Raw genomic sequence first — 18,285 nt, forward strand, 5'->3', positions numbered from 1 at the left:
GCAACACCGTGCAGCGGAACCTGCAACCGCCTGGTCGGGGCGGTTCAGCCGAGCGGGCCGCCCCCGGCGCCGCTGATCCCCGGGTGTGCCGACTTCGCCACGCCTTCGATGATCGCGTGCTCCCCGGATGCCTCGGACATCGCGCGCTCCCCGACGCGCGGGTCGACGGGCTCCAGGTGCGCCAGGGCCTTCCGACGCCGGGCGTTCTGCACCTCGAGCACGACGAGCAGGGCGGCGACGACCACCACGAGGCCGATGACGATCCAGACCACGGTCATGACGTTCCCCTTCCGTCGCGGACACTGTCCGTGCCCTCAGCGTAGCCGTGCCGGTACCTCCCTGACGAGGTGCCGGCAGGAGTAGACCTGCACCCATGCAGACACGCAAGCTCGCAGACCTCGAGGTCGGCTCCGTCGGCCTCGGCACCATGGGCATGAGCGCCTTCTACACGGGCGCCGGCACTGACGACGACGAGTCGATCCGCACGATCCACCGCGCGATCGACCTCGGCGTCACGCTCTTCGACACCGCCGAGGCCTACGGCCCGTACACGAACGAGGAGCTCCTCCGTCGTGCCCTCGGCGACCGCCGCGACCAGGTCGTGATCGCCACCAAGTTCGGCCTCTACCGGCACGAGGCCGGCGAGCAGACCCCCACGCAGCAGCGCGGCATCTCCAGCGCACCCGAGTCCGTCCGCGAGGCGCTCGAGGGCTCGCTCCGCCGCCTCGGCACCGACCACATCGACCTCTACTACCAGCACCGCGTCGACCCGGCCGTCCCGATCGAGGACGTGGTCGGACAGCTCGCCGGCTTCGTGCAGGAGGGCAAGATCCGCCACATCGGGCTCTCCGAGGCGAGCGCCGCCACGATCCGCAGGGCGCACGCCGTGCACCCGATCACCGCGCTCCAGAGCGAGTACTCGCTGTGGACGCGCGACCCGGAGGGCGACGTGCTCGACACCCTCCGCGAGCTCGGCATCGGCCTGGTGCCGTACTCGCCCCTCGGCCGCGGCTTCCTGACCGGCGCGATCACCAAGCCGTCCGACCTGGACGAGGACGACTTCCGCCGCCAGAACCCCCGCTTCGCGGAGCAGGCGTTCGCCGAGAACATGCGGATCGTCGACGCCGTCACGGCGATCGCCGACGAGGTCGGCGCGAAGCCCGGGCAGGTGGCGCTCGCCTGGCTGCTCGCGCAGGGCGACGACGTCGTGCCGATCCCCGGCACCAAGCGGGTCTCGCGGCTCGAGGAGAACGTGGGCGCCGCCGACGTGACGCTCTCCGCCGACCAGCTCGCGCGCCTGTCGGCGCTGCCCGTGCCGACCGGTGACCGGTACCCCGACATGTCGTCCATCGGTCGCTGACGCGACCAGGAGACGGACGGGAGGCGCGGTGTCGGCCGACACCGCGCCTCCCGTCCGTCACGGTGTCGGCGGTCGCTCCGGAACGCGCGTTCCGGGGCCGCGGTGCGTGATGCGCGCGACCCGTGCTCGTCACGGGGCGGAAACAGGGGCTCCCTAGCGTCGAGGTGACACGTGACCGGCACCGCGACGGGGGCACCATGACCAGCACGACACCACCACGCACGACCACCGGACCGGACGGGGTGGACACGGTCCCGCCGCTCGGTCGGCTCCTGCCGCTGGGCCTGCAGCACGTCCTGGCGATGTACGCCGGGGCGGTCGCCGTCCCGCTCATCGTCGGTGGGGCGCTCGGGTTCGACCGGGCCGACCTGGCCTTCCTGATCAGCGCCGACCTGTTCGTCGCCGGGCTGGCGACGATCGTGCAGTCCGTCGGCTTCTGGCGCTTCGGGGTCCGCCTGCCGCTCGTGCAGGGCGTGACCTTCGCCGCAGTCGGTCCGATGATCGCGATCGGCAGTGCGCACGGCATCACCGCGGTCTACGGGGCGACGATCGCCTGCGGGGTGTTCATGGTGCTCGTGGCGCCGTGGTTCTCGCAGCTCGTGCGGCTGTTCCCGCCGATCGTCACCGGCACCGTGATCCTGATCATCGGCGTCTCGCTCACGAGCGTCGCCGCCGGGTGGATCACCGACGGTGGGGAGGACGGTGCTGCCGATCCGCTCGACGTGGCCTTCGCGGCCGGCGTGCTGCTGGCCGTCGTGCTCGTCGAGCGCTTCGCTCCGCGCGGGCTCGCGCGGGTCTCGGTGCTGTTCGGGCTCGTCCTCGGCACCGTCGCGGCGCTGTTCGTCCCCGGCATGGTCGACGGTTCGGGGATCGGCGACGCCGCCTGGTTCGCCGTCGTCACGCCGTTCCACTTCGGGCTGCCGACGTTCGACCTCGCGTCGATCGTGTCGATGCTCGTCGTCGGGCTCGTCATCATGACCGAGACCACGGGGGACATGGTGGCCGTCGGCGAGGTCGTCGACCGTCCGGTGTCGCGTCGCACGCTGGCCGACGGACTGCGGGCCGACGGCCTCGGTACCGTGCTCGGCGGGGTCTGCAACACGTTCCCGTACACGGCGTTCGCGCAGAACGTCGGGCTGGTGGCCCTGACCGGGGTGCGCTCGCGGTACGTTGCGACGGCCGCCGGCGGCATGCTCGTCGTGCTCGGGCTCGTGCCGAAGGTCGCAGCGGTCGTCGAGGCGGTGCCGCACGCGGTGCTCGGCGGTGCCGGGGTCGCCCTGTTCGGCATGGTGGCGGCGAGCGGCATCCGGACGCTCTCCGAGGTGCGGTTCGACAACCGGAACGTGCTCGTCGTGGCGCTGCCGCTCGCGATCGCGCTGCTGCCGACCGTCGCGCCGGAGATCTACGGGGCGTTCCCGACGTGGTTCACGCTCGTGTTCGACTCGGGCATCTCGGCCGGAGCGATCGCCGCGATCCTGCTCAACCTGCTGCTCGGGTCGCGCGGGCTGCGGGAGCGCTACGGCGCCGACCCCGCCGTGGGGTCGTACGACGCGGTGCGCTCGACGGCGCCGGTCGCGACGGTCGGCGACGGCCGGTCCTGACGCGGCGCGCGCGCCGGGCCGCGCCGGGCCGGGCGCGCCGCGCCGGGCGCGCCGCCGCCGCGCCGGGCGCGCCGCCGCCGCGCCGGGCGCGCCGCCGCCGCGCCGCGCCGCCGCGGCTCCCGCGAGACTCGGCTCCGCGGACACGTTCGCGGTCGTGGGACCACGAACGTGTCCGCCTGGGCGAGACTCGGCGCCGGGCGCCGGGCGACCGCGTGGTCAGCTGCCGCGGTAGGTGCTGTGGGCGAAGGGGCTGAGCAGCAGCGGCACGTGCAGGTGGTCGGTCCCGGTCACCGTGAACGCGACGACGACGTACGGGTGGAACGTCGGGACCCCGGCGACGCGGTGGTGGGCGCCGGTGTCGAACCGCAGCTCCAGGTCCCCACGGGGCAGCACGTCCGGCCCGAGCCCCGCGCGCCCGTCCGCGTCCGTCTCCCCCGTGGCCAGGACCTCGCCCTCGGGGGTGCGCAGTGTCAGCGCGACACCGACGGCCGGGGTGCCGGTGCGGGCGTCGAGCACGTGCGTGGTCAGGTGCGGGACGCCGAAGGTCGCTCGGATCCGGTGCACGGCGATGTCGGCCAGGGCAGCGGTGGCCTCGGTCACCTCGGCGTCCGGCTCCCCCGCGAGGCGCCGCTCGAGCTCGGCGAGGAGTTCCTCCGGCGTCCGCCCGGCGGCACGCACGAGGAACACCCGGCCGAACCGGTCCTCGTACGCGGCGTTCCCGCGGGCGATGGCCGCTGCGACGTCGTCCGCCGCCGTCGCCATCGCGCCCTGCTCGCGGGCCGACGACGCCTCGGTGGTGCGCTCGCCGATGCGGGGGTGCTCGGCGAGGGCGGTGTCGAGGTCCGCCGCGGTCCACTGCGCCGCCGCCTCGGTGGCCGCTGCGACCAGGGCCGGCACGGTGCGGAACGGTCGAGCGGCCACCAGGGCGTCCGCCCACGCCGGCACCGCTGCCCAGTGCAGGGCGGTCCGTCGGGCGTCGTCGGCGGGGGCGGAGTCGAAGTCGCGGAGGTCCACCCGCCACACCCTAGGGACCGCGCGTTACGCCGGCGTTTCCCGGGGCTCCTCCGCGGCACGCAACGTCGGCGGAGGCTCGCAGCGGTACAGCGCTGCGAGCATCCGCCAAGATTGCGTCCCGCGGCTTCGGCGGGCTCAGAGGTCGGCGGCGAAGGACGCGATCCGGAGCTGCAGGTCCTCGATCCGGCGGACCCGGGCGGCCTCGACGTCGTAGCCCTCGTACGCCGGGGGCACCGGGCGTCGGACGTTGCGGGAGCACTGGAAGTCCTGGCAGACGAGGGTACCGACGGTGTTGCCGTTCCGACCGGCCTTCCCCGAGCGCTTGGCGGCGTAGAAGACGACGTCGTTGGGCAGCTTGACGTCCTGGCACCACGAGCACTGCGCCCGTGCACGCGGCGACGCCTCGGCCTGCCGGAACAGGATGCCGACGAGGTCGCCCTCGAGCGTCGGGACGACGGCGTAGGCGCGGCGCGCGGTCTTCGGGTCGCGCCAGCCGAGGAAGTCGAGCGACTCCCAGTCCAGCGTCTCGAGGTCGGTCGGCAGGGTCAGGTCGGTGACCTCCTTGCGGGAGGCGTTGACGAAGGACGAACGGATGGTCTTCTCGCTGATGGGCAGCACGGTGTGGTCGCTCTCGACGGGCCCGGGCGCGGGTGCGCGCCGCACGGGCGGAGGTGTGGTCAGGGTTCGACGGACGCGGCCGTGCCGGACGGCACAGCCGGGGGCGTCACGCCCTGATGCCGGCGCTCTGCGCGCCGACCACCTCCTGCTGACTCACGGTCCCAGCCTACGACGGCGTGTCAAGCCGGGCGTGTCGCGTCGTCGACCCGGTCGGGGAGTCGTCGTCGCTCCGGTCGGGGAGTCGTCGTCGACCCGGTCAGGGAGTCACGGAGCGGGCCGCAGCAGGACGACCGACCCGTCGAGCGCGGGCCGCCGGCGGAGTGCCCCGTACCGGCTGTCCCACTCGCCCGACGCGAGCGCGCTCCGCAGGGCGGCGACCGATCGGCGAGCGGTGAGGTCGTCGACCAGGCTCCACGCCGGGTCGGCGGCGCGGACCTCGGCGTCGAGGAGCCGTTCGGGTCGCGCGTAGTAGCCCTCGCCGAAGCCGTCCACGCAGGTGAACGGCACCGGGAGGCGCACGACCTCGACGGACGGTCCGACGAGCGTCGCCAGCCGGTCGACCGTCGGCAGCGTGTCCGCCTCGGCGGCGACCACCGCGGACGCGTACTCGGCGAGCCAACCGGTGCGGAGCCGGTCCGGGTCGCGCGCGAGGACGACGACCCGGCCGTCCTCGGGCCGTGCGAGCCCGGCGACGGTGTCCACGCTCGGGAAGGTGAGCAGCACCGCGTCGGCGTCCCCGTCGGAGACGACCCGCCGGTCCGCGGGCACGTACGAGACCGGACCAGGCCGTTCCTCGCGCACGGTGCGGGCATCGGCCAGGGACCCCGCGACCGCACGGACGAACGTCGGCTCCGGGCGGCGGTGTCGTCGCAGGAGCGCCGCTGTGTCCTCGTCCACCGGCATCCTCGTCACGGCCCCACCCTACGAACGCTCCCTGCTAGCGTCGTCGCATGGTCTCCGGGGGATTCGCCGTCGTCAGCATCGTCTACCTGGCGGTCGTGCTGCTGTTGCTCGTGCTCGTCGTCGCACTCATCGTGCTCGTGTTCGCCGCGATCCGCGTGCTGCGGTTGACCGCGACCGAGAAGGAACTGCGCATCGACCGGCTCCGCGTGGACTCGCTCGTCGACACGCTCGGGAGCGACGACGGCACCGACGGCACCGACGGCGCCCCTCGCCCCGAGGGACCCGCAGGACCGTCCGCTCCGTGACGACCGACCGCTGACCACGGCGGTCGTCCGGTCGGCCCGTCAGTCGTCCAGCTCGGCCTCGCCCGCACGCACGGCGGCGAGCCGCTCGGACCGCTCCGTCGCGGCCCAGGTCCCGAGCAGCGCGAGCGACCGCTCGGACTCGCTGCCCGGCTCCGCCGAGTAGGTGAACATCGTCAGGCCCGGGTCGGCGACGAGCTCGAGCGCCTCGAAGTCCAGCTGCAGCTCCCCGACGACGGGGTGCGCGATGCGCTTGCCGCCCCGTCGGTGCACCCGGACGTCGTGGGCAGCCCACCAGCCGCGGAACTCCTCGCTCCGTGTGGAGAGCTCGCCGACGAGCGTCACGAGACCGGGCTCGCAGGGGTTCGCGACGGCCGCGGCGCGGAGGACGGCGACGGCCTCGCGCGCGGTGGCCGACCAGTCGGGGAAGAACTCGCGCGCGGCCGGGTCGAGGAACGTGAACCGTGCGGTGTTCACGGGGCGCCCGGGGCCCGCGAACATCGGCGCGTACAGGGCCCGGCCGAGTTCGTTCGTCGCGACGACGTCGCCGCGCTCGTTCCGCACCCACGCGGGCGCGCCGGTGATCGCGTCGAGCAGGCGCTGCACGCCCGGCCGGACACGCGTCGGCACGTTCCGGTGCATCACCTTGACGCCGGCGTTGGCCAGACGGGCGAGGTCGAACAGGTGCGTCCGTTCGTCCTCGTCGAGCTGCAGCGCGCCCGCGAGTCCCTCGAGCACGCTGTCCGAGACGCCCTTGAGCGAGCCGCGCTCGAGCCGCGTGTAGTAGTCGACGCTCACTCCGGCGAGCATCGCGACCTCGTGCCGACGCAGGCCGGGCACCCGGCGGACGCCGCCGCCGAACGACGGCATGCCGACCTCGTCGGGGGTGAGCCGCGCCCGCCGCGAGGACAGGAAGTCACGGATCTCGTTGCGCACGTCGATACCCATGGCACGAGCGTACGTGGCGGCACCGTCGCGACGACAGGCACCGGCGGTACCCGTGACGGACGGGAGGCGCGGTGCGGGTCGGCACCGCGCCTCCCGTCCGGTGGTGGCCCGGCTAGGAGACGGGCGGGACCGCGTGCACCGGCTCGGTGGCCGCCGGCGCCGCCGTGGCGGCGTCCGCCGCTCGGGGAGTCACGCGCACACGCGCCACCCGGTGCCCGTCCATCTCGGTGACCTCGAGGCGGTGCTCGCCGGTCTCGACCACGTCACCGACCTCGGGCACGCGGTCGAGGTGCACCTGCACGAGCCCGCCGACGGTCTCGTAGTCGCCGTCCGGCAGCAGCGGACCGCCGTCGGCCGCGAGGTCCTCGAGCACGGTCGCACCGTCGATCCCGTCGGACTCGGCGGCCGGCGGGTCGTACTCGTCCCTGATGCGGCCGACGAGGTCCTCGAGCAGCGCCTCGAGCGTGACCATGCCCGCACTGCCGCCGTACTCGTCCACCACGAGCGCGATCTGGTGTCCCTCGGTGCGCATGTCCGCGATGGCACTCGACAGCGACTTCGTCTCCGGCAGCGCGAGCACGGGGCGCACGAGCGTCGAGACGGGTGCCGTCGGGTCGGTCGGGCGGAGCAGGTCGCGGAGGTGCACGAAGCCCGCGACGTCGTCCCGCGAGCCCTCGGTGACCAGGTACCGGGTGTGGCCGACCTCGATGGCGTGGTCGGTCGCGTCCGCGATGCTGAGCGAGGCGTCGATGGTCGAGACGTCGTACCAGGGGCGCATCGACTCGCGGAGGATCCGGTCACCGGCGTCGAGGGCGCTGCGGGCGATGCGACGGCCCTGCGCGTCGATGGCGTCGTGGTCCTCGACCAGACCGCGGAGCTCCTCCGTGCTCATCGACTCGCTGCGGGCGTCCGGGTCGCCACCGAGCAGCCGGACCACGCCGTTCGTGGTCTTCGACAGCACCCAGATCACCGGGCGCATCGCGGTCGCGAACCGGTCGAGCGTCGGCGCGACGGCCATCGAGAAGCCCTCGGCGCGCTGCAGGGCGAGGCGCTTCGGCACGAGCTCGCCGAACACGAGCGACAGGTAGGCGATGACCAGGGTCATCAGGACGAGGGCGACGGCCTCGGCCGCCCCCTGGTCGAGTCCGAGGCCGGACAGCAGCGGCGCGACGTCCGGCGCGATCGACGACGCACCGTACGCGGCCGAGAAGAACCCGGCGACGGTCACGCCGATCTGCACGGCGGACAGGAAGCGGTTCGGGTCACGCCCGAGCGCGGCGACCCGGGCTCCGCGGGAGCCACGTCGCTCGAGCTGCTGCAGCTGTGACTCGCGGAGCGAGACGAGGGCGATCTCCGCCGCGGCGAAGACACCGCCGACGAGCACGAAGAGGATGACGAGCCCGAAGGCGATCCAGGTGTCGGCGTCCATCAGCGGGACACCACCGTGGGTCGGCGACGGGCGGGCGGTCTGTGGTGATCGTCCATGCTGTGATCCTGTACAGCCATGCTGGGACGCCGCCGCGCCGGTGCTGCACGAGTGCTGTGGGTCCGGGGTGCACGGACCGGGACGTCAGCGGTCCCGACGATCCGCCGGGTCGCCCGGGTCGGATCGAGCTCGGGTCGGATCGTGCTCGGGCCGGGTCGTGCTCGGGTCAGATCGTGAGCGAGCGGCCGATGCGGGCCTCGAGCCAGGCCTCGGGGTCGATCGGCGTGACACCGTCCATCAGGACCTCGAGGTGGAGGTGTGCGCCCGTCGAGACGCCGGAGGAGCCGACGCTGCCGATGAACTGGCCGGCCTCGACGGTGTCGCCGGCCCGCAGCGGCGACGACCCGGGGATCATGTGCCCGTACAGGGTCGAGACCCGGCGGCCCTCGATCACGTGGTCGATGATCACCGTCGTGCCGTACGAGAAGTACGTGCCCGAGACGCGGACGGTGCCGGCGGCGACGGCGCCGATCGGGGCGCCCATGCCCGGGTTGAAGTCGAGACCCTGGTGGAGCGAAGAGCACGCGGCGCACGGAGCGGAGCGGTACCCGAACCCGGAGCTCATGCGCACCGGGCCGGGGAACGGCGAGCGGACCTCGCCACCGTACGACACCGCGCCCTCGGCGCCGCCGTCACCGGCGACGACGACCTGCTGCCCGCCGCCGACCGTGAAGTCGTCGCGGTCGAGGGCGGCCGCCGTGACCGCCTGGGTGACCGCGTAGTCCTGGGTGCGGACCTGCGGCGCGAGCGTGGACGTCGCTGACGAGGTGCCGGCGCTGGCGTGGGCGGGCATCGCGGACGCGGCGAACATCGCGAGTGCGGCAGCGGCGCTGGTCAGCGTGATGCGGCTCGCGCGGTGCGAGCGGGACGGGCGCGTTGCACGTGCCGCGGGCGTCGCGGCGACCGGCAGCGCGGCACTCCGTCGACGGACGACCCGGGTGATCCGCGCGTCGACGTGCTCGGTGGTGGCCCGGGCCTCGGTCGTGCGACGTCCCGACCGCGCAGCGACCGGGACGGTGTGCGGAGCCGGAGCCGGAGCCGGAGCGGCCGACGACTCGGGTGCTCGTCCGGGCGCTGGTGCGGGGGAGACGGTCGCGACCGCCGGGGCCGCGTCCGAGCGGGACGGGCGGGGAGCGCGGGTGCGACGCGCTGCCTTGCCGGCCGCTGCGCGCTCGGCCTCGAGGGCAGCGCGACGGGACAGGTGCACGACCGGGGTCTCCGGCTGCTGCTGGTCGGTGTCGTGTGTCGTCGTCATGGCCGCAGACCATTCTGCACGAGTCTGTCGCTTTGTACAGGGGCGATCGTGATCTTCCCGTTACCGAACGGCTGACAGTCCGCTGACGTGTCACCGCGGTTGCGTGCCCGCTGGACGTCGCGTCGGTAGTGTCCGAGACCAGCGACCGGAAGGACCTGCGCCATGGCCCGAACGCCGCGGGAACGCCACGAACCCATCGACCTCGCGACCGCCGAGGTCGTGCTCGCCGGCACCCAGGAGCTGCTCCCCGTCCTCCGGGCGTCGGCCGTCCGTGCGGGCGTCGACGCCGCCAGGATGCGGGTCGTCGGGGTGGACGACCTCCCCGATCCCCACGAGCACGCCGACGCCGACCTCGCGGTGATCGCCATCCGCCGACCGGGCGACGATCCCGCGTTCCACCGGGCGCAGGAGGCCGCGGAGCTCATCGCGCCGCTGCTCGCGCCGAACGCCGTGCGCATCGTCATCACGGTCTCGGGGGTGACCCGGCTCGCCCCGAAGGTCGAGCGGACGCTGACGTCCGAGGTGCTCCACCAGATCGGCGTGGCCTCGGCCCGCTCGGGCTTCAAGCGCCCCTTCCGGAGCATGCGGACCCGCCTCGGGACCGCCGGACTGCGGGCCGCCGGGGTGCGGGTGTTCCGGATCACGATCTGACCCGACCCCACGGCAGGGCCCGACCGGGTATCTTGACGTCGAGAGAAACCGCGCCGCGAGTACCGTGGACGGACCGAGGTCCGGCACGGTCGAACAAGGGAGTACCCGCCAGCATGGCCAAGATCATCTACACGCTCACGGACGAGGCACCGTTCCTCGCCACCCACTCGTTCCTGCCGGTCGTCGAGGCGTTCGCGCGCACCGCGGGGGTCGACGTCGAGACCCGCGACATCTCGCTCTCCGGTCGGATCATCGCCCAGTTCCCGGAGCGGCTCACCGACGAGCAGCGCCTGGACGACGCCCTGGCCGAGCTCGGTGAGCTCGCGGGGACGCCCGAGGCGAACATCATCAAGCTGCCGAACATCTCGGCGTCGATCCCGCAGCTCAAGGCGGCGGTCAAGGAACTCCAGGCGCAGGGCTACGACCTGCCCGCCTACCCCGACGAGCCCACCACCGACGAGGAGCGCGACGTCCGGGCCCGCTACGACCGCGTCAAGGGCAGCGCCGTCAACCCGGTCCTGCGCGAGGGCAACTCCGACCGCCGCGCGCCGCTGTCGGTGAAGAACTACGCCCGCAAGCACCCGCACCGCATGGGCGCCTGGAGCCACGAGTCGCGGACCAACGTCGTGACGATGGGCAAGGACGACTTCCGCTCGAACGAGCAGTCGTGGATCGCCCCCGCCGACGACACCCTGACGATCGAGTTCGTGGCCGCCGACGGCGACACCACCGTGCTCAAGCAGTCGATCCCCGTCCTCGCGGGCGAGGTCGTCGACGGCACCGTCCTGCACGTCCGCGCGCTCGAGGCGTTCCTGCAGGACCAGATCCGTGCCGCGCAGGACCAGGGCGTCCTGTTCTCGGTGCACCTCAAGGCCACGATGATGAAGGTCTCGGACCCGATCATCTTCGGCCACGTCATCCGCGCGTTCTTCCCGAGCGTGTTCGAGCGCTTCGGGGCCGACCTCGCCGCCGCCGGACTCAACCCGAACGACGGCCTCGGCTCGATCCTCGCCGGGCTCGACAGCGTGCCGAACGGCGCGGAGATCACGCAGGCGTTCGCCGACGGGATCGACGCCGGCCCCGAGCTCGCGATGGTCGACTCGGACAAGGGCATCACCAACCTGCACGTGCCGAGCGACGTCATCGTCGACGCCTCGATGCCCGCGATGATCCGCACCTCCGGCCACATGTGGGGCCCGGACGGCGAGGAGCACGACACCCTCGCGGTCATCCCCGACTCGAGCTACGCCGGCATCTACCAGGCCGTCATCGAGGACTGCCGCGCGAACGGCGCCTTCGACCCGTCGACCATGGGCTCCGTGCCGAACGTCGGGCTCATGGCGCAGAAGGCCGAGGAGTACGGCTCGCACGACAAGACCTTCGAGCTCCCCGATGACGGGAAGGTCCGCGTCGTCACGAGCTCCGGTGAGACGGTCATCGAGCACGAGGTCGAGCAGGGCGACATCTGGCGTGCCTGCCAGACGAAGGACGTGGCGATCCGCGACTGGGTGAAGCTCGCCGTCACGCGCGCCCGTGCCACCGGGTCGCCCGCCGTGTTCTGGCTGGACGAGACGCGTGCGCACGACGCGAACCTGATCGGGCTGGTCCGGCAGTACCTCGGCGAGCACGACACCGACGGGCTGCAGATCGAGGTCATGGCGCCCGAGGACGCCATGCGCTTCTCGCTCGAGCGCATCCGTCGCGGCGAGGACACCATCTCGGTCACGGGCAACGTGCTCCGCGACTACCTCACCGACCTGTTCCCGATCATGGAGCTCGGCACCTCGGCGAAGATGCTCTCCGTCGTCCCGCTCCTGGGCGGCGGCGGGCTGTTCGAGACCGGTGCCGGCGGCTCGGCCCCGAAGCACGTGCAGCAGCTGGTCGAGCAGGACTACCTGCGCTGGGACTCCCTGGGTGAGTTCCTCGCGCTCGCGGTGTCGCTCGAGCACCTCGCGGGTGTGACGGGCAACGCACGGGCGAAGGTGCTGGCGGACACGCTCGACCGTGCCACGGGGACGTTCCTCGACGAGGACAAGTCGCCCGGCCGCAAGCTCGGGTCGATCGACAACCGCGGCAGCCACTTCTACCTGGCGAAGTACTGGGCCGACGAGCTCGCCCGGCAGACCGAGGACACCGAGCTCGCAGCGGCGTTCCAGGGCCTGGCGGCGCAGCTCGACGAGCACGAGCAGACGATCGTCGACGAGCTGGTGGCGGTCCAGGGCAAGCCGGCCGACATCGGCGGCTACTACCGCCCGGACGCGGCGAAGACGAACGCCGTGATGCGTCCGTCGGCCACCCTCAACGAGGCGCTGGCCGCGCTCTAGGCGCGCACCGACGACGGACGGGAGGCGCGGTGCCGGCTGGCACCGCGCCTCCCGTCCGTCACGCGGTCGCGCTCAGACCCTGTCTTGGTCGCAGGACATGCCGTCGCCGCCGGATGTGAGCGGCAAGTCGTGCGACCAGGACGATCGCGGGCGGCAAGTCGTGCGACCGGGTCGGCCGAGGGCGGCGCCGCGTCAGCCCTTGGGGACCGGGGGACCGACGACCAGCAGCGCCGAGAACACCAGCGCGACCGCCACGACCCCGATCGCCACCGACACCCCGGGCCGACGCACCACGAAGAAGAGCAGGCGGTCCCAGACCCCGGACCGCTCGTCGGCGGTCCGTCGCCAGGGGCCCGCGAGCATGCCGCGCCGGGCGACCGCGACCTCGAACGGCACGGTCGCGTACGGCACGACGGCGCTCGCCCACCCGAGCACGAGCGCCCCGACCGACCAGCGCTGGTTCACCGCGACGACCGTCGTCACCACGAGGTACGCCAGGAACACGAACCCGTGGATGCTCCCGCCGATGCGCACGCCCAGGTCGCCGGCGTCCAGCCCGTACTTCAGCACCATCCCGGCGATCAGCAGTGTCCAGGTCACGAGTTCGGCCACCGCGGCGGCACGGAACAGGGAGCGAGGGGTCATGCCGACATGGTCGCGCACCCGTCCGGGAGAACCCCCGACACCCCCCCCCGACACCCCCGACACACCGCCGGTCGTATCGATTCGACCAGGGGAGCGGGTAGCGTCGGGGGCATGTCAGCGCCGACCGAGAGCCGTCCCCTGAACATCGTCGTCTGGAACGAGAACGTGCACGAGAGCCGCGGTGACGCGACCGTGCTCGGGCACTACCCCGACGGCATGCACACCGTGATCGCCGCCGCGCTCCGGGAGCACCACCCCGAGGCATCGGTGGGCACCGCCACGCTGCAGGAGCCCGAGCACGGTCTGACCGCCGAGCGCCTGGCGGAGACGGACGTGCTGTTCTGGTGGGGACACGTCGCGCACCAGGACGTGTCGGACGAGGTCGTCACCCGCGTGGTCGAGGCCGTGCACGCCGGGATGGGCCTGGTCGTCCTGCACTCGGGGCACTACTCGAAGCCGTTCACGCGCCTGATGGGCACGACGTGCTCGCTGAAGTGGCGGAACGACGGTGAGCGTGAGCTCGTCTGGACGATCGCACCCGAGCACCCGATCGCCGCCGGCGTCCCGCACCCGATCGTCATCGACCGCCAGGAGATGTACGGCGAGTACTTCGACATCCCGCGCCCCGACGAGGAGGTCTTCCTGTCGACCTTCGCCGGCGGCGAGGTCTTCCGCTCCGGTGTCGCCTACCGCCGGGGTCTCGGCCGGGTCTTCTACTTCTCGCCGGGCGACCAGGAGTACCCCGTCTACCACCACCCGGACATCCAGCGGGTGCTCGCGAACGCGGCGGCCTGGGCGGCCCCGGTGTCCGAGCGACGCGAGCTGACGGCTGACCCCCACCCGCGGGACTGGTTCCTCGCCGGTGGTGCGGGTACACAGGAGGGGTGACCAACCATCTCGACGGTGCGGCCCGCCGCACTGCGGTGATCGAGGCGCTCGAGGTACTCGGATCAGGGCCCGAGGAGCGCTTCGACCGCATCACCCGCATGACGCACGAGGCGTTCGGCGTCCCGCTGACCTTCCTCAACCTCGTCCACCACGACCTCGTCACCACGCAGTCGACGTTCGGGTTCCAGCAGGGCACGAGCGTGCCGGCGACCGGGCAGTTCTGCGCGACGACGGTGCTCACCCCCGAGCCGATGGTCGTCCCGGACACGCTCCTCGACCTCCGCTTCGCCGACACGCCCGCCGTGACCGAGTACGGGGTCCGGTTCTACGCCGGCGCACCGCTGACGATGTCCGACGGCACGCGGGTCGGGACGCTGTGTGTGATGGACGCGCAGCCGCGGGTGTTCTCCGACGAGGACCTCGCGCTCCTCGGGGACCTCGCCCGGTGGGCGGAGCGCGAGCTCGGCCACTCGATCGAGCGGGGCCGGGTACGACGTGTCCTCACCGGGCTCGTGCCCGACCCGGTCACGACCGGGGGAGCCGCGGTCGACGGGTTCCTCGAGCCGGACGAGGACGGGGGCGACCTGGTCGACTGGCGCACCGCCGCGGACGGGTCCGTCCAGGCCACGATCGGCACGGTCACCGCGGGCGGTCGGGCCTCGGCGCTCCTCGCGGCGTCGGTCCGTGCCGCCGTCGTCGCCCGCACGGACCTGCCGCTGCACGACGCGCTCGCCGGCCTGGAGGCGCAGCTCGCCCCCGACCTGTCGGCCGGCGGTGCCGTCGGGTCGCTCCTGCACGTGCGCCTCGACCCGACGACGGGTCACACCGAGTGGGTCGACGCCGGGCACGGTCCGGCGCTGCTCGTGCGGGCCGACGGGACGGTGGCCGCGCTGCGGTCGTCGGACCTGCCGATCGGCCTGCAGCCGGACACCGTGCCGCGCACGGTCGGCGCGCTGGACCTCGGGCCGGGGGACCGCGTGGTGCTGGCGACCGACGGCGCGCTGGCGCTCGACGGTGTCGGGGACGTGCAGGGGCTCGGAGCGCTGGCGGTGGCGCACCCCGAGGACCTCGTCGCGCACGTCCGATCGCTCGTCCCCGTCGGTGGCGACGGCGCGGACGTCGCCGTCGTGGTGCTCACCCGCACCTGACCGCGCGGAGTCGGGGACGGGTGCCCCTCCGGGTGGACGTGCTGCGGCGTCAGTGGCCGCGGGGCGCCGGTCGTCCGGTGGCGGCCGCGACGAGCAGCGTGGCCAGGAGCGCGAAGCCGGCGAGCTCGACCCCGAGGCCGGCGGTCTTCCAGTAGGCGCTGCCGACGACCTGCGGCTGCGTGATCGCGTCCGGCCACCACGGGTCGAGGAACGGCACCGTGCCGGGGAAGGGGTCGAGCCCGAGGACCACGAGTCCCCCGAGGAGCAGCACCACGCCGAGGCCCGCCATCGCGCCACGGGACCGGTGCAGCATCCGCACGACGAGGGCTGCCGCCATGCCGGCCATGCCGGCCACGGCGAGCAGGAAGGCGATGACGACGACCGGTTGCGGGGTGAGGGCCACCCAGTCGAGCACGGCGATCGGCAGCAGCAGCCACCGTCCCACCCGTACCCAGCGCCGCGGGTCCCGCCATCCGTCCATGCCGGTCACGGTACGGCAGCGCTCGGGGGGTCCCCTGAGGGCCTCCTCCGGGCAGGGCCGGCTGGTTACCATCGAGCACATGGCGCAGGACGGCCGGATCAGGCAGGAGCGGGCGGTGGCGACGCGCGCGGCCCTCATCGAGGCCGCGGCGGCCGAGTTCGACGAGCGCGGCTACCTCGGGGCGTCGATGGACGGCGTCGCCGAGCGTGCCGGCATGACCAAGGGGGCGCTGTACTTCCACTTCCGGTCGAAGGCCGACATCGCCAGCGCGGTGATCGCTCGGCAGGACGAGATCTCCCGGCACTACGCGGAGGTCGCCGCCACGCGTTCGGCATCGCCGCTGGAGTCCCTGATGTGGATGTCGCAGGGCGTGGCGACGCAGATGACGCGGGAGGTCGTGGTCCGTGCCGGGCTCCGGCTCGCCGCGGACCCGAACGCCCGGGAGATCCCGCGCGAGCACCCGTTCGGCCGCTGGGTGGACCACACGGCCGACATCATCCGTCGGGCGATCGAGGTCGGCGAGGTCGACCCGTCGTGGGACCCGGAGCTCGTCGGGCACGTCGTGAGCCCCGCCGTCGCCGGTGTGCAGATGGTGTCGGACATGCTGCACGACCGGGCGGACCTGTACGACCGGCTGCAGGAGCTCTGGACGATGCTGCTGTCGGCGATGGCGACCGAACGGACCCGGGCCGAGGTGCCTCGACTCGTGGCGATCATCCGGCCGGAGTGCCCCGGGGAGGTCTGAGCGACGCGGGTCCCCCCAGGGACACCCACGTCGCTTCTCTTGGAGGATACCAAGGAGTACGTTTCCGCAGCAGCCCCACTTCGCGGGGATGACGACGACGTCGTACCCTGGCCCGATGGGCACCCCGGCGGCCGAGTTCCACGTCGACGTCGAGCTGGTCGTCGCACTGCTCCGTGACCAGCACCCGGACCTCGCCGACCTGCCCCTGCGGGTCGTGGCGAGCGGGTGGGACAACGTCGTGGTCCGTGCCGGTGACGCCCTGGCCGTGCGGCTGCCCCGCCGCGCCGCGGCCGCCACCCTCGTCGAGCACGAGCAGCGGTGGCTGCCGACGATCGCTGCGCTGGTGGGGGACGCCGCACCCGTCCCGGAGCCCGTCCGCACCGGCCGTCCCGCGCTCGGCTACCCCTGGGCGTGGAGCATCGTGCCGTGGTTGCCCGGGCGACCGGCGGGTGAGCAGGCCCAGGGCGTCCGGGTGGCACGGGACCTCGCCGCCGTCGTGACCCGCCTGCACGTGCCGGCACCGGCGGACGCCCCCGCGAACCCGGTCCGCGCCGTCCCGCTCGCGACGCGGAGCGGGGCCGTGACGACGCGACTGGCGACGGACGACGTGCCCCGCGCCGTGGAGCTGGCCACGCTCTGGCGGACCGCTGCCGGTGCGCCGACGCACGTCGGGCCTCCCGTCTGGGTGCACGGCGACCTGCACCCGTTCAACCTGCTCGTCGAGCCGACGCCGCTCGGTGACCGACGCCTGTCGGCCGTGGTCGACTTCGGTGACCTGACCGCGGGCGACCCGGCGGTCGACCTCGCCACCCGGTGGTTGACGCTCGACGACGCCGGCGGGCGGACGTTCGCGTCGCTCGTCGACGCGGACCCCGCCACCTGGACCCGGGCGCGCGGGTGGGCCGTGTCGATCGCGTCGGCGCTCGCCGTGACGGACGACGACGCGTTCCGGACGGTCGCGGCCCGGGCGATCGACGCGGTGCTGGACGGCTGAGCCCGCAGGGGTTACCGTTCCCTCACCTGTCCGTGCACTGGAGATCGGAGGGGCCTGATGACCCTCGAGTTCCGCGTCCCGCACGACGTCGACACCGACGCCTCTCCCGCCCCGTCCGCCCGACCCGACGCCGTCCGTCGCACCGGTCTCCGCGGTCTGCTCGACCGCCTGGCCGTCCGGCGCGCGGCAGCCCGCGACCGACGGCTGGTCGCCCACCTGCACGAGCTCGACGACCTGCAACGGCTGCTCAGCGGCGCACGGGGCGTCGTCGAGCAGGGGTGGATCCAACACTCCTGGTTCGCCTACCTCGACGAGCACGGACGCCTGCGCAAGGCGTCGAGTGCTGCGGCGCTCGCCGCCCAGGGCCGACCGCTCGTCGCCGCCTGCCTGGTGGGGGCCGTCGTCTCGGCGGCGGGTGGCCCGCAGGTCGTGCACTCGCAGCCGGTGCAGCGGGCCCTCGACCTGGTGTGGCACGCCCTGGCCGCCGACGAGGGGCGACCGGTGGTCTGGTGCCCGGCGCCGGACGTCCGGATGGCCCGGGTCCGCGACCTCACCACCTGGAACGACCGGCCCGGGCGGAGCGCTGCCGAGGTCGCGTCGCTGCTCCTCACCGCGGAGCGGGTCGCCGTGCACGAGGCCGAGCGGGTCGCCGCCCGACGCGTCCCCCTGCCGGCCTGATCGGGGAGCCGGACCGTCCCGGGTCCCACCGGACGACCCGTCGTACCCCGTGCGGCGGGTCGTCCTCGCTGCGGGCAGGATCCCGCAGTAGCCGACCGCTGCTCGACATCGTTACCGTTCTCCCAGGTGACACCGCTCCCTCGCCCGCTGAACTGGGGTTTCTTCCTGCGCGAAATTGCAGGAACTGCACGGATCGGACGTTTGCCGTTGGTCAAGTACCCCGACCCCTGCGTACGGTCGGTCG

Annotated in this window: 19 protein-coding genes and 1 pseudogene; 10 read left to right on the forward strand and 10 right to left on the reverse strand. The window is 73.4% G+C overall.

The window, feature by feature from the left end:
- Nucleotides 1-44: 44 nt before the first annotated feature.
- Nucleotides 45-278 carry a hypothetical protein gene (locus ACIP6W_RS06000; RefSeq protein WP_066657355.1) on the reverse strand — a complete coding sequence of 78 codons (234 nt, stop codon included), beginning with the start codon at nt 276-278 and terminating at the stop codon, nt 45-47.
- Nucleotides 279-373: 95 nt separating this feature from the next.
- On the opposite strand from ACIP6W_RS06000, the gene ACIP6W_RS06005 reads away from it, so the two are divergent.
- Together ACIP6W_RS06005 and ACIP6W_RS06010 are read left to right on the forward strand one after the other, a co-directional pair.
- Nucleotides 374-1,360: an aldo/keto reductase gene (locus ACIP6W_RS06005; RefSeq protein WP_209684829.1), complete on the forward strand. Its 987-nt coding sequence runs from the start codon at nt 374-376 to the stop codon at nt 1,358-1,360.
- Nucleotides 1,361-1,557: 197 nt separating this feature from the next.
- Nucleotides 1,558-2,961 (forward strand): nucleobase:cation symporter-2 family protein, encoded by a 1,404-nt coding sequence (locus ACIP6W_RS06010; RefSeq protein WP_400428674.1) that lies wholly within the window; start codon nt 1,558-1,560, stop codon nt 2,959-2,961.
- A 216-nt stretch (nt 2,962-3,177) separates the two neighbouring features.
- Here the strand turns inward: ACIP6W_RS06010 and uraH are convergent, their stop codons facing one another.
- The 4 genes and pseudogenes from uraH to ACIP6W_RS06030 form a co-directional block, all read right to left on the reverse strand.
- The gene (gene uraH / locus ACIP6W_RS06015) at nt 3,178-3,516 is read right to left on the reverse strand and encodes a hydroxyisourate hydrolase (RefSeq protein ID WP_066658847.1); all 339 of its coding nucleotides are present in this window, start codon (nt 3,514-3,516) and stop codon (nt 3,178-3,180) included.
- Nucleotides 3,517-3,984, reverse strand: a pseudogene (uraD, locus tag ACIP6W_RS06020) (2-oxo-4-hydroxy-4-carboxy-5-ureidoimidazoline decarboxylase); the annotation flags it as partial.
- A gap of 126 nt (nt 3,985-4,110) precedes the next feature.
- Nucleotides 4,111-4,593 carry an FBP domain-containing protein gene (locus ACIP6W_RS06025; RefSeq protein WP_209684830.1) on the reverse strand — a complete coding sequence of 161 codons (483 nt, stop codon included), beginning with the start codon at nt 4,591-4,593 and terminating at the stop codon, nt 4,111-4,113.
- Between the two features lie 264 nt (nt 4,594-4,857).
- Nucleotides 4,858-5,496 carry an SAM-dependent methyltransferase gene (locus tag ACIP6W_RS06030; RefSeq protein ID WP_209684936.1) on the reverse strand — a complete coding sequence of 213 codons (639 nt, stop codon included), beginning with the start codon at nt 5,494-5,496 and terminating at the stop codon, nt 4,858-4,860.
- A gap of 47 nt (nt 5,497-5,543) precedes the next feature.
- Here ACIP6W_RS06030 and ACIP6W_RS06035 point away from each other — a divergent pair, with 47 nt between their 5' ends.
- Complete coding sequence (locus tag ACIP6W_RS06035) at nt 5,544-5,801, forward strand: hypothetical protein (protein WP_311205619.1); 258 nt, start codon at nt 5,544-5,546, stop codon at nt 5,799-5,801.
- Nucleotides 5,802-5,840: 39 nt separating this feature from the next.
- Here the strand turns inward: ACIP6W_RS06035 and ACIP6W_RS06040 are convergent, their stop codons facing one another.
- From ACIP6W_RS06040 to ACIP6W_RS06050, 3 genes are all read right to left on the reverse strand, one after another.
- Nucleotides 5,841-6,746, reverse strand: a complete 906-nt coding sequence (locus tag ACIP6W_RS06040; protein ID WP_400340132.1) for a helix-turn-helix transcriptional regulator — start codon at nt 6,744-6,746, stop codon at nt 5,841-5,843.
- Between the two features lie 112 nt (nt 6,747-6,858).
- Nucleotides 6,859-8,175 (reverse strand): hemolysin family protein, encoded by a 1,317-nt coding sequence (locus tag ACIP6W_RS06045; protein ID WP_209684833.1) that lies wholly within the window; start codon nt 8,173-8,175, stop codon nt 6,859-6,861.
- A gap of 223 nt (nt 8,176-8,398) precedes the next feature.
- A complete protein-coding gene (locus tag ACIP6W_RS06050; RefSeq protein ID WP_285841412.1) occupies nt 8,399-9,487 on the reverse strand; it encodes a M23 family metallopeptidase in 1,089 nt (362 codons plus the stop codon).
- A gap of 162 nt (nt 9,488-9,649) precedes the next feature.
- Here ACIP6W_RS06050 and ACIP6W_RS06055 point away from each other — a divergent pair, with 162 nt between their 5' ends.
- Both ACIP6W_RS06055 and ACIP6W_RS06060 read left to right on the forward strand, forming a co-directional pair.
- Complete coding sequence (locus ACIP6W_RS06055) at nt 9,650-10,138, forward strand: hypothetical protein (protein WP_066657341.1); 489 nt, start codon at nt 9,650-9,652, stop codon at nt 10,136-10,138.
- A 113-nt stretch (nt 10,139-10,251) separates the two neighbouring features.
- Nucleotides 10,252-12,462, forward strand: coding sequence for an NADP-dependent isocitrate dehydrogenase (locus ACIP6W_RS06060; RefSeq protein WP_400428677.1), 2,211 nt, complete (start codon nt 10,252-10,254; stop codon nt 12,460-12,462).
- 192 nt (nt 12,463-12,654) lie between these two features.
- Here the strand turns inward: ACIP6W_RS06060 and ACIP6W_RS06065 are convergent, their stop codons facing one another.
- Entirely contained in the window at nt 12,655-13,107 is a 453-nt protein-coding gene (locus ACIP6W_RS06065) for a DUF3817 domain-containing protein (protein ID WP_251160692.1), read from the reverse strand.
- A 111-nt stretch (nt 13,108-13,218) separates the two neighbouring features.
- Between ACIP6W_RS06065 and ACIP6W_RS06070 the strand changes: the two genes are divergently transcribed.
- The gene (locus tag ACIP6W_RS06070) at nt 13,219-13,995 is read left to right on the forward strand and encodes a ThuA domain-containing protein (RefSeq protein WP_200884121.1); all 777 of its coding nucleotides are present in this window, start codon (nt 13,219-13,221) and stop codon (nt 13,993-13,995) included.
- Nucleotides 13,992-15,143, forward strand: a complete 1,152-nt coding sequence (locus ACIP6W_RS06075) for a GAF domain-containing SpoIIE family protein phosphatase (RefSeq protein ID WP_251160690.1) — start codon at nt 13,992-13,994, stop codon at nt 15,141-15,143. Before ACIP6W_RS06070 ends, ACIP6W_RS06075 begins: the two co-directional genes overlap by 4 nt.
- Before the next feature lie 49 nt (nt 15,144-15,192).
- On the opposite strand, the gene ACIP6W_RS06080 is transcribed toward ACIP6W_RS06075, so the two are convergent.
- Nucleotides 15,193-15,624 (reverse strand): hypothetical protein, encoded by a 432-nt coding sequence (locus tag ACIP6W_RS06080; protein WP_251155597.1) that lies wholly within the window; start codon nt 15,622-15,624, stop codon nt 15,193-15,195.
- Between the two features lie 79 nt (nt 15,625-15,703).
- Here ACIP6W_RS06080 and ACIP6W_RS06085 point away from each other — a divergent pair, with 79 nt between their 5' ends.
- The 3 genes from ACIP6W_RS06085 to ACIP6W_RS06095 all read left to right on the forward strand — a co-directional run bounded on the left by ACIP6W_RS06085 (nt 15,704) and on the right by ACIP6W_RS06095 (nt 18,041).
- Entirely contained in the window at nt 15,704-16,369 is a 666-nt protein-coding gene (locus ACIP6W_RS06085; protein ID WP_251160689.1) for a ScbR family autoregulator-binding transcription factor, read from the forward strand.
- 115 nt (nt 16,370-16,484) lie between these two features.
- On the forward strand, nt 16,485-17,363 hold the full coding sequence (locus ACIP6W_RS06090; protein ID WP_251160688.1) for an aminoglycoside phosphotransferase family protein: 879 nt from the start codon (nt 16,485-16,487) through the stop codon (nt 17,361-17,363).
- Between the two features lie 57 nt (nt 17,364-17,420).
- Nucleotides 17,421-18,041, forward strand: coding sequence for a hypothetical protein (locus ACIP6W_RS06095; RefSeq protein ID WP_251155595.1), 621 nt, complete (start codon nt 17,421-17,423; stop codon nt 18,039-18,041).
- Nucleotides 18,042-18,285: the final 244 nt, after the last annotated feature.

The sequence above is a fragment of the Curtobacterium sp. NPDC088465 genome, assembly GCF_044753165.1.
Classification (GTDB): domain Bacteria; phylum Actinomycetota; class Actinomycetes; order Actinomycetales; family Microbacteriaceae; genus Curtobacterium.

Coding starts and splice junctions, on each gene's coding strand:
- ACIP6W_RS06000 (WP_066657355.1), bottom strand. CDS start 278: ATGACCGTGGTCTGGATCGTCATCGGCCTCGTGGTGGTCGTCGCCGCC.
- ACIP6W_RS06005 (WP_209684829.1), top strand. CDS start 374: ATGCAGACACGCAAGCTCGCAGACCTCGAGGTCGGCTCCGTCGGCCTC.
- ACIP6W_RS06010 (WP_400428674.1), top strand. CDS start 1,558: ATGACCAGCACGACACCACCACGCACGACCACCGGACCGGACGGGGTG.
- ACIP6W_RS06030 (WP_209684936.1), bottom strand. CDS start 5,496: ATGCCGGTGGACGAGGACACAGCGGCGCTCCTGCGACGACACCGCCGC.
- ACIP6W_RS06035 (WP_311205619.1), top strand. CDS start 5,544: ATGGTCTCCGGGGGATTCGCCGTCGTCAGCATCGTCTACCTGGCGGTC.
- ACIP6W_RS06040 (WP_400340132.1), bottom strand. CDS start 6,746: ATGGGTATCGACGTGCGCAACGAGATCCGTGACTTCCTGTCCTCGCGG.
- ACIP6W_RS06045 (WP_209684833.1), bottom strand. CDS start 8,175: ATGGACGCCGACACCTGGATCGCCTTCGGGCTCGTCATCCTCTTCGTG.
- ACIP6W_RS06050 (WP_285841412.1), bottom strand. CDS start 9,487: ATGACGACGACACACGACACCGACCAGCAGCAGCCGGAGACCCCGGTC.
- ACIP6W_RS06055 (WP_066657341.1), top strand. CDS start 9,650: ATGGCCCGAACGCCGCGGGAACGCCACGAACCCATCGACCTCGCGACC.
- ACIP6W_RS06060 (WP_400428677.1), top strand. CDS start 10,252: ATGGCCAAGATCATCTACACGCTCACGGACGAGGCACCGTTCCTCGCC.
- ACIP6W_RS06065 (WP_251160692.1), bottom strand. CDS start 13,107: ATGACCCCTCGCTCCCTGTTCCGTGCCGCCGCGGTGGCCGAACTCGTG.
- ACIP6W_RS06070 (WP_200884121.1), top strand. CDS start 13,219: ATGTCAGCGCCGACCGAGAGCCGTCCCCTGAACATCGTCGTCTGGAAC.
- ACIP6W_RS06080 (WP_251155597.1), bottom strand. CDS start 15,624: ATGGACGGATGGCGGGACCCGCGGCGCTGGGTACGGGTGGGACGGTGG.
- ACIP6W_RS06085 (WP_251160689.1), top strand. CDS start 15,704: ATGGCGCAGGACGGCCGGATCAGGCAGGAGCGGGCGGTGGCGACGCGC.
- ACIP6W_RS06090 (WP_251160688.1), top strand. CDS start 16,485: ATGGGCACCCCGGCGGCCGAGTTCCACGTCGACGTCGAGCTGGTCGTC.
- ACIP6W_RS06095 (WP_251155595.1), top strand. CDS start 17,421: ATGACCCTCGAGTTCCGCGTCCCGCACGACGTCGACACCGACGCCTCT.